The sequence below is a fragment of the Steroidobacter sp. genome (assembly GCF_016790065.1).
Taxonomy (GTDB): Bacteria; Pseudomonadota; Gammaproteobacteria; order Steroidobacterales; family Steroidobacteraceae; genus Steroidobacter.
The window spans coordinates 1-11,591 of the sequence record NZ_JAEUPY010000247.1 but is presented as its reverse complement, the minus strand read 5'-3'; the positions used below and the strand labels follow the sequence as shown (position 1 = coordinate 11,591).

The window sequence follows — 11,591 nt, the reverse complement described above, 5'->3', positions numbered from 1 at the left end:
CATGCGTGCCGATGTGACTGTCGTCGATCGTTCGTTGAAGCGTCTGCGCGAGCTGGATGCGTTGTTCGGCGGTCGCTTGAAGACCATGGCGTCCACAGCCGAAGCCATCGAGTCGTTGGTGACTCAGGCCGATCTGGTGATCGGTGCGGTGCTGGTGGTGGGCGCGGCTGCGCCGAAGCTGGTGACGCGCGACATGGTCGGCAAAATGAAAAAGGGTTCGGTGATGGTCGACATTTCCATCGACCAGGGCGGTTGTTTCGAAACCAGCAAGCCGACCACCCATGCCGAGCCGACCTTCGTGGTCGACGGTGTCGTGCATTACTGCGTGACCAATATGCCCGGCGCTGTGCCGCGCACTTCGACGTTCGCGCTGACGAACGCGACGTTGCCGTATGTGAAACAGCTGGCTGATCTTGGCGTCGAGAAAGCGCTGGCAGCGGATCCGCATCTCGCGGCCGGTTTGAATGTGCACGCCGGTGCGATTACTTGCGAAGCCGTGGCGCGTGACTTGAATCTGGCGTATCGCCCGTATCGCACGGCTGCGTGAGGAGCCGGCGGTACTTTTGAACGAGTGCTAAGACAGCGCGACGGTGGTTACATGAGCCGTCGCATGTTTTGACCCATCCCCCTTTGAGCCCGTCTCGCGGCGGGCTTTTCTTTTTTGGGCGGACTATTGTTCCGGGCCGCGTAGCTCCACCACGCGTTGTCGCAACACCTGCACGTCGACCTGTTCCGGCGGGATCGGTTCGCCCACAGTCAACTTGATCTTGGCCCAGAAGCGGCGCGGCACGCGCTTCCACACTTGTTTGTATTTGCGCGAGAATATCGAGTCCCACAGCCCTGACAGCGACATGGGCACCACCGGCACCGGGGTTTCTTTCAGGATGCGCATCATGCCGGCGCGGAACTCGCCGATTTCACCATTGGGCGTGAGTTTGCCTTCCGGAAAAATACAAACCAGATTGCCGTCGCGCAGCTCGGCAGCAACCAGTTGGAACGCGCGCTCGTAGACTTCCGGATCTTCTTTGGCTGGTGCCACCGGGATGGCCTTCATGCCGCGAAAAATCGTGCTCAGCACCGGAATCTTGAAGATGCTGCTTTCCATGATGAATCGCACCGGGCGCGAACAGCCGGCCGAGATCACGATGGCATCGGCGAAGCCGACGTGATTACAGATCAACAACGCCGGGCCTTGCTCGGGAATGTGGTCGACGCCGCGACGCTCCAGGCGATACACGAAGTGAACCAGCAGCCAGGCGAGGAAGCGCAATAGGAATTCCGGCACCAAGCTGTAGATATAAAGCGCGACGAAGGCGTTCAACACGCCGGTCAGCAACAACAGCTGCGGAATCGTCAGTCCGGCATGCAGTGCCAGTGCGGCCAAGCCTGCTGCAACGACCATGAACACCGCGTTGAGAATACTGTTGGCACCGATGACGCGAGACATGACTTCGCGACGCGTGCGTTGTTGAACGAGTGCGTACAGCGGCACGATGAACAAGCCGCCGAAGACGCCGATCAGCGCCATGTCCATCAACACGCGCCACGAGCCGGGGGCTTCGATGAAGGCCTGTGCTGATAAGTTCGAGCCGGGCAGCGCTGGCGTCGCGAAGAACAAGTCGATGGCGAACACCGTGAGACCGATGGAGCCGAACGGCACCAAGCCGATTTCCACTTGCCGGCCGGACAAGCGTTCGCACAACAACGAACCGATACCGACACCGGCCGAGAACATCACCAGCAACACGGTGACGACTTGCTCGCTGCCGCCCAACACGGTCTTTGTATAGAGCGGCAGCTGCGCGAGCACCACGGCGCCATAGAACCAGAACCAAGAGATGCCGAGGATGGACAGGAAGACGACGCGCGATTCGCTGGCGGCTCGCAAGTTCTCCCAAGTCGATGTCCACGGGCGCCAGTCGATTTTTAAAGTGGGCGCGGCCGGCTGCAGTTTCGGAATCGCCAAACTGCAAACGAAGCCGACAGCGGCAATGGCCATCAGCACTGACACGATCAACCACACGCTGCCTTCCGCCGCGAGCAGTCCGGCCACCAAGGTGCCGAGCACGATGGCGACGAACGTGCCCATCTCCACCATGGCGTTGCCGCCGACCAGTTCCGAATCGCGCAACACCTCCGGCAACAAGCCGTACTTGGCCGGTGCGAAGAAAGTTGAATGCATGCCCATCAAGAACAGGGCGCCGAGTAACACTTCCATGCTGTGGGTGGCGAAGCCGAAACCCGCGACCCCCATGATGACGATCTCGGCAGCCTTCACGGCTTTCAGCACTAGCGCCTTGTCGTAACGATCCGCCAGTTGGCCGGCCATGCCCGAGAACAGCACGAACGGCAGGATGAACAGGCCGGCGGCGACGTTGGTCAGCAGCTCCGGCGGCAGGGCGGTGTAGCTCGCGGCCTGGTAGGTGGCGACGATGACCAGCACGTTCTTGTAGACATTGTCGTTGAACGCGCCCAGAGCTTGCGCGCCGAAGAATGGTACGAAGCGTCGCTGTGCCAGCAGTTTGAATTGGGACGGTTGGGCCATTTGGCCGGCATCCTACACTTTTGGGGAACCCCGGCAGCCCCCCGCGGTCGAAATCCAGGACCCCTTGCTGTAACCTCGATCCCCCTATGAGCCCACCCGCATGGTGGGCTTTTTTATTCGTGGTGCGGGCCCCATAGAAGCGCAATGCCGAGTATTACACCGCTCAATCGAGCCCTGATCCTGATCAATGTGATCGTGTTCGGCCTGCAGTTGTTCACCGGCGGTCCGTACGCGAGCTTGGTCAACCAGTACTTCGCGTTGTGGCCGCCGCAGCTGCCTGCTGGGTATCCCGACTTCCAGGTGTGGCAATTGCTCACCTACGGCTTCCTGCATGGCGGCTGGCAGCATCTGTTTTTCAATATGTTCGCGCTGTTCATGTTCGGTTCGGATATCGAACGGCTGTTCGGTTCCAAGCGTTATCTGTTTTATTACTTGATGTGCGTCATCGGCGCCGCGGTGATGCATTTAATCGTGATGGCAGCCGCCGGCCTCGAGCCGGCTCCAGTGGTCGGCGCCTCTGGCGGCGTGTTCGGTTTGTTGCTCGCGTTCGGTATGGCCTATCCACGCCGCACGTTGATGTTGATCTTCCCGCCGATCCCGATGCCGGCATGGTTGTTCGTCTCGCTGTACGGCATCTTCGAACTGGTGATGGGTGTGACGCAGACGGCTTCCGGCGTGGCGCACTTCGCCCACCTCGGCGGCATGGCCACCGGCTTCGTCATCATTCGTTATTGGATGTCGCAGCGACGGACAGGTCGCTGACCTTCGACTGACATCGCTGCAGGCGCGGCCGCGTCCGTTCATTCAGTCTTCGCCGCCGCGCCATCGTCTCTAAATAGCTTCCCTCAACAATCCCCGCCGCCGCGCCAGCAGTCGCAAGCCACGGCTTTGCAGCCTGCCGCCGGTCGAATTTCATTCCCAAGAACGGTAGGGGTTGCACATGACGGATCAAACTCAGGACACGGCGGTGGCTGACATCCGCCCGGTCGCTAATCGACGTGAATTCATTCGTAACGGTGTGGTGGGTGCCGCATCGATTTCGTTCGCTGCGATGCTGGCGCGTCGCGAAGTCAGTGCGGCCGAGCTGCCGTACTCGGATGATTATGGTCCGGTCGCTCCGGTCAACGATCTCACCACCGGCTTGCCGCTGATCGCGCTGCCTGCCGGCTTCACTTATCGCAGCTACGGCTGGACCGGCCAGCCCATGAGCGACGCGCAACGCACGCCGAGCCTGCATGACGGCATGGCCGTGGTGGCGGCGAAGGGCAGCCAGATCGTGCTGGTCCGTAATCATGAGCAGGGCACTGGCGGCATCGCGTTCAACGCGCCAGCTGCTTACGACCCGACTTACGCTCGCGGCGGTACGAGCAACGTATTGTTCGACACTGCGACCGGCAAGTTCACTGGCTCGTATGCATCGCTCACCGGCACCGTGCGCAACTGCGCCGGCGGTCGCACGCCTTGGGGCTCATGGTTGAGCTGCGAAGAAGCGGGCGATGTTTCTCCGGCGGGCGTGCGCCATGGCTGGATCTTCGAAGTGCCGGGCTACGGCACGGCCACTGGTCAGCCGCTGCGCGCGATGGGCAAGTCCGAGTGGGAAGCGGTCGCTGTCGATCCTGCGACCGGCATCGTGTATCAGACCGAAGACGTGACGCCGAGCGCGTTCTACAAGTTCGTGCCGAATCAGTACGGCAAGCTGCAGCTGGGCGGCACGTTGTGGGCGCTCAAGGTGGTGGGCAGCGACAACTTCAACTTCAGCGGCTTGAATGGCGTGTACGTCGACTTCGCCGCGGGTACTACCTGGAACGTCGAGTGGGTGCAGGTGACGGACGTCGAAGCGCTCAACGGTCGTATCTATAACTCGGCTCCGGGTCGCGCCGCGTTCGCTCGTCTGGAAGGCGCGTACTACGACAGCGGCAAGATCTATTTCGTCAGCACCAGCGGTGGCGTGGCTCGCCAGGGCCAGGTGTATTGCTACGACCCGCGTCGTGAAACGTTGACGATGGTGTTCAACTCGGCCGGCGCTGGTATTGCCAGCAACCAGGTCAACATGCCGGACAACATCGCTGTCAGCCCGCGCGGCGGCATCGTGTTGTGCGAAGACGGTGGTAACAGCATTCAGCGCTTGCGGGGTCTGACGCAGAGTGGCGGCACCTTCATCTTCGCGGAGAACCGCATGAACTTCACTGCTGCGCAGTTGGCGCAAGCCGACGCAGCGTTGAATGCCGGTGGTCAGGTTGCCGCGCTGATTCCGGCCGGCAATTACACCAACACCGAGTGGGCCGGCGCGTGCTTCTACGAAAAGTGGATGTTCGTGAACCTGCAGACACCGGGCATCACGCTCGCCATCACGGGTCCTTGGGACAACGGCGCGCTGTAAGGAGTATCGCCATGAAAAGTATCGTTCGTGCGATCTGTCTGTGGGCCGTGTTGTTGCTGCCGGTGGCCTCGTTCGCTCAAGTGTTGAGCGGCGATGTCACAGGCGGCGGCACTGTGACCGGCAGCGTGACCAGCTCCGACGCCTGGATTCAGTCGAATGCTCTGGACGGCGACCAGGTCAACTTCTGGTCGTTCACTGCCAATGCGGGCGACGTGTTGTCCATCGTGGTGAACTCTTCGGCCATCGAGTTCGGCGTCAGTGTGTATCAGGGCCTGGTCGAGGCGCAGGAGCTGTTCATCCCCGGCTTCAGTAACTACGGCGACTTCGGCGATAACTTATATGTCGCTGGCACCAATCCAGTGACTGGTGCCCTCGGCACCAGCTTGTTGAATCTGGTGTTGCCGAGCAGCGGTGTGTACACCATTGCCGTTGGCGGCGAGTCGGGCTTTCCGCTGGAAGGTTTGTTTGCTTACAGCATGGCTGTGAATGTCGCTCCGGTGCCGCTGCCTGCTGCCTTCTGGCTGCTCGGCTCGGCGCTGGCCGGCATGGGAGTGTTCGGACGCCGCCGTCGCGTCGCCGCTTGATGGAGCCTTGCTAGGAACGGAGTCCACTCGAAGGCCGCGCCACTTCCACGGCGCGGCCTTGTTTCATTTCATATCGCCGCGATGGACGATGTGAACTTTGTTGCCATCCGGGTCGCGCAGATACGCGCCGTAGTACCCGACTCCGTAGTTGGTTCGTTCGCCAGGCGCACCTTCGTCGGAGCCGCCGGCTGCCATGCCGGCAGTGGCGTCTTGGCGATTGAACGGCAAGGTCACGTATTCTCGTTACTAGGACTGATCCTGTTCGACCAACCAACCTTGGTAATGAACGATCAGGCCAATGCCGCGCACGTGCGCGCTCACATCGAAACTGTAGCGTCCATCTTGGATGACCTCGGTCGCCGTGCATTTCAACAGCCACGTGACAGGGATAGGAAGCCAAGCTAGTCGCGCGCGGCGCAAGGTCCAAACGATACGTTCGCGTTCGGCGGTCAATGCAAATGCAAGCACCATCGGGCCGAGTCGCTCCTGCAGATATCGATTGCGATCTGTCAGGCGCGACTGCAGCTGCTGCGTGCCGAATTTTCGTAGCCAGGTTTCGCTGTTGCCGGTAACGCCGATTGTGACTTCCAGCGGTACGTCGTTACGAGCGAGGGGCAGTCCTGCGAAGCGGGCGGCGATTCTGGCGAGCGACGTATCGCCGCCACGAATGTCACACCGGCCGACATAAAGTTTGCTGGCGCGGGCGTCGTGAATGGTCGTCAGAACGGGCGCGAGCTGCTCGAAGGCGGGGCCCAGAAGTCTCGAGTACAGGCTCGGTACTGACATCGAATTCAACAAACTGTCATGGCGGGTGGTGCGCCCGTAATTATACGGACTCCGGCGCAGCATGCAGTGCAGCGGCCCTTGGGGACAATTGCGTTGCGCGCTGCCGTTTGTTTTGTTTGCTGTTGCCAAGTCTCCCTTTAGCAGGTAGAAATTGTGAGGCAGCGTAGCCATTATTCGAATTCAGCGGCGCTGAGCGAAGGAACAGCAATGATAACAACAAGGTCGTGGCGGCCCGCGCTGCTCGTCATCCTGGCATTGGCATGTGCCGTCCCTGGTCCCGGGTGGGCGCAGGTGCAGACGGCAGTCACTGCCGCCGAACGTGCCGACCAAGTCATGGTCACCATCATCCTGATCTGCGGCACCTTCGCGATCTTTGCACTACTACTGTGCGGGCTGTGGTCGTTACAACGTAACTTCCGGATCACGCTGGAAGAAACACAAGCAAACATCCTGGCCAGCTCGGGCGATGCTGCCAAGCGCGATGAGCGTTTGTTAGATACTTTGCGGCTACTACAGATGTCTCCCTTCGGTGTGCCCGACGGCACCATCCGGGCCATCATCGCGCTGGCGCTGGTGGCCGTTGGTTTGTTGATCTTGTTGACTCACAAAGCCATTGGCCTGACTGGCGTGGGTGAGATTTCCGGTCTGTTGGGCACGGTGCTCGGTTTTTATTTCGGTACTCGCACGGGTGAGTCGGGCGCGCAGCAGCAGGCCAAGCAAGCCACCGACGAGGCCAACGCCGCCAATACCCAAGCGGCCGCGGCCACGGCCAGAGCCGAAGAAGCGATCAGATCGGCGGATAATGCAGCCACTCAGGCGCAGGAAGCAGCGCGCACAGCGGCTACCGGCGGAGCCGGTGCGGCGGCGGCCGACCCGAAGAGTGATGAAGCGCGCACCAAGCTCGGCGCGATGCGCAGCCGCTTGGAAGTAAATCGACAGATCACGCGCGCTCTACAACAGCAACAGTCCGGTGCCAGCGTGGCGGGCGATGCCCAGTCCACCTTGAGCAAGGTCGATGCGCTGTTGCAATCGGTGGACCTGGCCATCCGGGGCAAAGTCACCGGCCAGGAACTGTTGGATGTGGTGCAGAAGACCGAGGCTCTGCTGCCCCAATTGGAACAAGTCGGCATGCCGGGCGTGTTCGGCGATGCCATCGCAACGCTGAAAGGAGCACTCAGTTCGGGCGTGCAGATCGCAGCAGTCGCCGGTAATCCGGCGGGCATCATCGGCGGTCTGGTGCTGGCGGGGTTGAAGCTGCGCCAACAGCAGGAACAATTCCAGAAGTGGCGCGAAGCCGTGCTGCTGCAGCCGTATGACCGTTCGGCATTGCCCATCGACGTGACTGACACCACGGCGGGCGTGATCGTGGAACAGACCGAGCTGGCCAAGACTCGACTCGCGAACTTCCCACCTGGCCAGCTCGCCGGCGCGACCGCGTTGGTGAAAGCCGCACTCGCGCGCGATGCCAACAACACTCCGCGGTCTGCCGCGACAGTGGCTGCAGAGCTGTACGCCAGCGCCGATTTCAAGGCCGCCTTCCTCAGCGAGGACGAACTGCTCGAAGCCATCGAAGAGGTCCGGCAGTCGGCGAATTTCAAACGAGTGTTGGAAGCTTTGCCGCTGGTGGTGGAGCTGCCGCCGGTGAACGGCACCCCGCAGGGTGTGCCCATCCAATTGCGCACACTGCTCGAATTGGTGCCGCTATTGAGGCGCGACGCCCGAGTAGCGGCGGAATTGGAACGCATCGCCGCGGTGGTCGAGATCTTGAAAAATCAAACCGGCTTCACCGACAACGAACTGCTGCCGTTGGTGCAACAGGCGCTCGCTTCGGGCGCAGCGCTGGCCGAGTCCGCGCGCCAAACACAAGAGCCGCCCCGTCAGGAGTGAGGCCATGAACATCTTTGTCACTGGGATCGTGCTCGGGTGTGCGGCGCTGGTCGCGGGTTGTGCGACTGAGGCGCTCAAGGAACTGGAGCAAATCAAGGGCACCACGCTGTCCGATGCTGCCAAGTGCGGATTGGAGGAGGCGGTACTGAAGCCAGGAAAATGCGACAAGGTCAGTATCGAATGTGCCGAGTTGCATTTCTATCGCGCGCAGTCGTGTCAGGTGGCCGCGGCCGCCCCCGGCGCGAATCGAGCAGAGGTTCTAGAGCGCACCTTCGATGAGTTTGGTGCAGCCACCAGGACGCTGCCGGCGGCGGTGGATCCCAAGTTCATGGATGAATTCAAGAAGATTCAGCTCAACGCGCCGGTTCGCCAAGCTGAGGTTGCAATAGCGCAGCGGACGAACGCGCCGGACGCCAGCAAACCGATTTTCAATGGAGCCATCCGAGCGGCGGCGGATCAACTGAGCAGTGTTGCCGCAGCTCAGCCGGCGGCAAAGAGCTATGAACGTTTCTACCGCGCCGAGGTGCTGACCAACGAAGCGCTCTTGCTAGCAAACAGATCGCAGCGGTGCGCACCGCTACAGCAAGCCTCGGCTTTGCTGACGCCGAAGATCGTCGAGCCAGCGATCAAAGTTCGCGTCGAACAGTTGGCGGTCGATATCAGGGATCTGAACAGCGCGTTGGGGTGCCCATGAGCATCGCATTCACACGCCATCTGTGGCTGGCCACGCCGATGATGCGCGGCGAGGACATATTCAATCTGCAGATTCTGCTGGCGACCGCGCTCGGCCGGTCGCTCGACCAAGACGGCATCTACGGGCTGCAGACCAAACGCGCCGTCTTGGATTATCAGCGCGGACAGGGTCTGACGGTCGACGGCATCGTCGGCGCGGCGACTTGGAACAAACTCAACGGCACAGCGACCGCCACGCCCGACTACAGATTGGAGGACGTCCTCGGCGCGGACGCCAAGACCTATCTCACGACCTCTCATCGACGCTATCAGGACGGTCGCAGTTGGCTGGTGAATGCCGCCGGTGTCGTCATCGATGGCGAAGCCAAGGTGCGCGATTCGACCGCGGGCGATTTGCAGCTGGTCAGGCGAGTGCGCGGCGATTTCACGCAGGCCTTGGTGACCAGTATCGGGCCCGGCCCGGGCTGCACACCGGTCCCCGTCGAGCTGATCATTGCCACCATTTGCACCGAATCCAGCGGCAACACCAAGGCGCTGCGCAAGGAGCCCGGTTGCGATCTGATCGACCCCGAGCGCACCCCGCACCGGGTCTCGGCCGGTCTGATGCAAACGTTGTTGAGCACCGCACGGGAAGCCCGAGACCAGCCGCAATTGCGGCTGAACGATTTGTATGTTCCCAAAGAATCGATCGCGGCTGGCGCTGCCTACATCTGGCGCCAGGCGCGCACCACTCGTTTCGATCCGCCGTTAGTCGCAGCGGCGTACAACGCCGGCGGGATTTACTACAACAACTCATCGACTAATCCGTGGCGCGTGCGCCAGTACCCGATCGGCACCAGTCATCATGTCGATCGCTTCGTGCGCTTCTTCAACGCTGCCATGGCGGATTCGGCGCAGAACCCGCATCCGGCCGGCATTCCGAGTTTGTGTGTGGCTCTAGCAAATTAGGATTCGTTGGCTACGGGCGGGAGGCGCCGTGGGATTGAACAACAAGAAGTCGGACAGTTGTATTCCCTGTGTCCTGGTGATGCTGGTGCTGACCTCGCTACCGTTCGTGGTGTGGTTGTCGAAGCGCGAAGAATTATTCCATCGATACTTTGGGCCGCTGATGGTGTTGGCTTCGGTCGGTATCGCCACCATGGTGGTGTTGCTGGCGTGGTCGGTGGCTCGGCCCAGCAGCTCCGAGACCGCGCCGTTGGCGTTCGGCGAGAACTTCAAGATCCCCGGCCCGCTGGCTGCCACTGTGGTGTGGTTGCTGGTGTTCGGCGCAATGATCAATGCGCTGGATGTGATGCGGCCGGAGAAGGCCGAGACCACCGAGAGCGCAAAGACCGCTGCGACCGACACCGCAACCAAAGATAACTAGCGATGCTGTCCGTCGATCTCTGGAATTTATTCGGGCCATTGCTGGGCGGGTCGCTGGCGCTGTTCGGCTGTGCGTTGATCTATTGGAGTTGTCAGCGCGCCGGTCAGTCCAAAGAGCTGCCCTTTCTGGAATGGTTCAGAGTCGGGCTGTGGGATTTGATGCGGCCGCCGGTGGATGAGGCCGAGGAGAAAAAAGGTGCGACCGCGGCTCGTTCCGACTCGCTGCACACCTTGCTTCTGTTTCCTCTGTTCGCTTGCGCCATCTTCGGTCTTGGCGTCGTGCTCGATTCCGCGGTGGATGATTTCGTCGATGGCGAACCGACTGCGGCGGCGCCCATTCGTTGGGTGGCGGCTGCCGGGCTGCCTCGGGAAAACGATCTGCGCTTCAGCGCAATGTTCGAGCGTGTGACACAGCCAGAGAAGAAGTTCTGGTGGCGAGAGGCACGCGAGATGGTGCCGCTGAACTTCGGTAGCGTCGCCTATTCGTGCGTAGACCAATGGCCCGAAGTCGCACGCGGGCGGGTGGTTATCGAGCCATCGGGCCTGGGCGACGAGTTGCTTTGGTCGCGCGAAGGTTATGCGCATTTTCTGGATCTCACCGAGGCGCCAGCGACGCCGAGCACCAAGTTCGAACATCGCCGTGCGCTATCGCGCCAAGCGCTTTGGTGTCCGGGGGCGCTGCTGCTGGCGGATCAGACCAACAAGCTCAGCCATGAAACCATGAGCTCCTGCCCGACCTTGGAACAGGTGAAATTCGACTACGCGGTCGACGACAAAGATTGGGGCCGTCGCTGCAAGCTGGCCATGCACATCGCCAGGAAATATTACTACGACGCTTCCAACTACACCCGCCGCAGCGTCGAACTCAGTGCCGAACTGAACCGCTGGCAAGCGCAGAAAGGTCTGCTGGGTGCCACGCATCTGGTCTGTATGACGGTGGCGCTGGTGTTATTGGTGAGATTAGTTGCGACGCCTCGCAATTGGCCACGCCGGAGTTCGGCGCGAGTCTGGTTGTTACTGGCGTTGCTGGGGGCGTGGTTTTCGGCGTATGGCTTCACCATCAGCAGCCGGAACTATATCGAGCGAACGCTGGGTATTTATGCATCCTCGCTTCATCACGATAGCAAGCTGAAGGTGCGCTCTGGCGAACGAGCCATGCGAGCGGAATGCGAACGGCTGCGCCGCGAACAGCCCGGGCTGGCCGCTGCGGATCCGCATTTTTGGAGCATGACTTGCCGGGACCTGCTGACCGAGCCATCCGATAACACCGGGACTGAAGCGGCCGCCGTCAAGCCGGTGGGGCCGGCCGCCGCCGATACTGCCGATCCGTCTTAAGCACGGCCGCGATCGG

Annotated in this window: 11 protein-coding genes and 1 pseudogene; 9 read left to right on the top strand and 3 right to left on the bottom strand. The window is 61.3% G+C overall.

Annotation, left to right across the window (positions count from 1 at the left end):
* On the top strand, positions 1-547 hold a 547-nt coding region (locus JNL55_RS10660; protein WP_322111023.1), incomplete at its 5' end, for a hypothetical protein.
* Positions 548-670: 123 nt separating this feature from the next.
* On the opposite strand, the gene JNL55_RS10655 is transcribed toward JNL55_RS10660, so the two are convergent.
* Positions 671-2,545: an MFS transporter gene (locus JNL55_RS10655; protein ID WP_293852799.1), complete on the bottom strand. Its 1,875-nt coding sequence runs from the start codon at positions 2,543-2,545 to the stop codon at positions 671-673.
* 144 nt (positions 2,546-2,689) lie between these two features.
* On the opposite strand from JNL55_RS10655, the gene JNL55_RS10650 reads away from it, so the two are divergent.
* The 3 genes from JNL55_RS10650 (at position 2,690) to JNL55_RS10640 (ending at position 5,509) form a co-directional block, all read left to right on the top strand.
* A complete protein-coding gene (locus JNL55_RS10650; RefSeq protein ID WP_293852798.1) occupies positions 2,690-3,307 on the top strand; it encodes a rhomboid family intramembrane serine protease in 618 nt (205 codons plus the stop codon).
* Positions 3,308-3,485: 178 nt separating this feature from the next.
* Positions 3,486-4,925 carry an alkaline phosphatase PhoX gene (locus JNL55_RS10645; RefSeq protein WP_293852797.1) on the top strand — a complete coding sequence of 480 codons (1,440 nt, stop codon included), beginning with the start codon at positions 3,486-3,488 and terminating at the stop codon, positions 4,923-4,925.
* Positions 4,926-4,936: 11 nt separating this feature from the next.
* Positions 4,937-5,509 carry a VPLPA-CTERM sorting domain-containing protein gene (locus JNL55_RS10640; protein WP_293852796.1) on the top strand — a complete coding sequence of 191 codons (573 nt, stop codon included), beginning with the start codon at positions 4,937-4,939 and terminating at the stop codon, positions 5,507-5,509.
* Positions 5,510-5,572: 63 nt separating this feature from the next.
* On the opposite strand, the pseudogene JNL55_RS10635 reads toward JNL55_RS10640, so the two are convergent.
* Both JNL55_RS10635 and JNL55_RS10630 read right to left on the bottom strand, forming a co-directional pair.
* Positions 5,573-5,722, bottom strand: a pseudogene (locus JNL55_RS10635) (VOC family protein); the annotation flags it as partial.
* 33 nt (positions 5,723-5,755) lie between these two features.
* Positions 5,756-6,295 (bottom strand): DUF4166 domain-containing protein, encoded by a 540-nt coding sequence (locus JNL55_RS10630; RefSeq protein WP_293852794.1) that lies wholly within the window; start codon positions 6,293-6,295, stop codon positions 5,756-5,758.
* A gap of 333 nt (positions 6,296-6,628) precedes the next feature.
* On the opposite strand from JNL55_RS10630, the gene JNL55_RS10625 reads away from it, so the two are divergent.
* The 5 genes from JNL55_RS10625 to JNL55_RS10605 are packed head-to-tail and all read left to right on the top strand — an operon-like array spanning position 6,629 to position 11,575.
* Positions 6,629-8,182, top strand: a complete 1,554-nt coding sequence (locus tag JNL55_RS10625; RefSeq protein ID WP_293852793.1) for a hypothetical protein — start codon at positions 6,629-6,631, stop codon at positions 8,180-8,182.
* A gap of 4 nt (positions 8,183-8,186) precedes the next feature.
* On the top strand, positions 8,187-8,876 hold the full coding sequence (locus tag JNL55_RS10620) for a hypothetical protein (RefSeq protein WP_293852792.1): 690 nt from the start codon (positions 8,187-8,189) through the stop codon (positions 8,874-8,876).
* The gene (locus JNL55_RS10615; RefSeq protein WP_293852791.1) at positions 8,873-9,823 is read left to right on the top strand and encodes a peptidoglycan-binding protein; all 951 of its coding nucleotides are present in this window, start codon (positions 8,873-8,875) and stop codon (positions 9,821-9,823) included. The genes JNL55_RS10620 and JNL55_RS10615 overlap by 4 nt, the downstream gene beginning before the upstream one ends.
* 28 nt (positions 9,824-9,851) lie before the next feature.
* On the top strand, positions 9,852-10,241 hold the full coding sequence (locus JNL55_RS10610; protein ID WP_293852790.1) for a hypothetical protein: 390 nt from the start codon (positions 9,852-9,854) through the stop codon (positions 10,239-10,241).
* Between the two features lie 2 nt (positions 10,242-10,243).
* Complete coding sequence (locus JNL55_RS10605; protein ID WP_293852789.1) at positions 10,244-11,575, top strand: hypothetical protein; 1,332 nt, start codon at positions 10,244-10,246, stop codon at positions 11,573-11,575.
* Positions 11,576-11,591 lie beyond the last annotated feature (16 nt).

Bases quoted from the DNA above. Each gene is read 5' to 3' on its own strand.
- JNL55_RS10655 (WP_293852799.1), bottom strand. From the start codon at position 2,545: ATGGCCCAACCGTCCCAATTCAAACTGCTGGCACAGCGACGCTTCGTA.
- JNL55_RS10650 (WP_293852798.1), top strand. From the start codon at position 2,690: ATGCCGAGTATTACACCGCTCAATCGAGCCCTGATCCTGATCAATGTG.
- JNL55_RS10645 (WP_293852797.1), top strand. From the start codon at position 3,486: ATGACGGATCAAACTCAGGACACGGCGGTGGCTGACATCCGCCCGGTC.
- JNL55_RS10640 (WP_293852796.1), top strand. From the start codon at position 4,937: ATGAAAAGTATCGTTCGTGCGATCTGTCTGTGGGCCGTGTTGTTGCTG.
- JNL55_RS10630 (WP_293852794.1), bottom strand. From the start codon at position 6,295: ATGTCAGTACCGAGCCTGTACTCGAGACTTCTGGGCCCCGCCTTCGAG.
- JNL55_RS10625 (WP_293852793.1), top strand. From the start codon at position 6,629: ATGGTCACCATCATCCTGATCTGCGGCACCTTCGCGATCTTTGCACTA.
- JNL55_RS10620 (WP_293852792.1), top strand. From the start codon at position 8,187: ATGAACATCTTTGTCACTGGGATCGTGCTCGGGTGTGCGGCGCTGGTC.
- JNL55_RS10615 (WP_293852791.1), top strand. From the start codon at position 8,873: ATGAGCATCGCATTCACACGCCATCTGTGGCTGGCCACGCCGATGATG.
- JNL55_RS10605 (WP_293852789.1), top strand. From the start codon at position 10,244: ATGCTGTCCGTCGATCTCTGGAATTTATTCGGGCCATTGCTGGGCGGG.